This window comes from Rhodoplanes roseus, from assembly GCF_003258865.1.
Lineage (GTDB): Bacteria > Pseudomonadota > Alphaproteobacteria > Rhizobiales > Xanthobacteraceae > Rhodoplanes > Rhodoplanes roseus.
The window spans coordinates 1-332 of sequence record NZ_NPEX01000706.1; the positions used below are offsets into that span (position 1 = coordinate 1).

Genomic DNA, 332 nt, shown 5'->3' on the forward strand with positions numbered 1-332 from the left:
CCGGCAGAGCCCGTGACTCCTTGCGGTCCCGTCTGTCCCAACGGTCCGGACGGGCCGGCAGGCCCTTGCGGACCAGGATCACCCTGGACGCCTTTGGGACCCGGTGGCCCCTGGGTCGGGACGACGATCTCCTCCACGTCGCCGGCGTCGTTCTCGACCACGACGTCGTCGGAGAACGGAAGATCGGTCATCTCGACTACTCCGGGATCACGCGTATGTGCCGGTCGACGCCGTGCCGGCCGAGCTGCCGGGCAGATAGCTGGTGCCGGAGCCGTAGGTCTGGATCACGCCGTAAAGATCGGCGAGATAGCGCGGCCCGCTCGCCGAGCCGG

1 pseudogene is annotated in these 332 nt (G+C 69.3%); it reads right to left on the bottom strand.

Annotated features, from left to right (window positions below):
* Positions 1–191: pseudogene (locus CH341_RS36270) on the bottom strand (collagen-like protein); the annotation flags it as partial.
* Between the last annotated feature and the right edge of the window lie 141 nt (positions 192–332).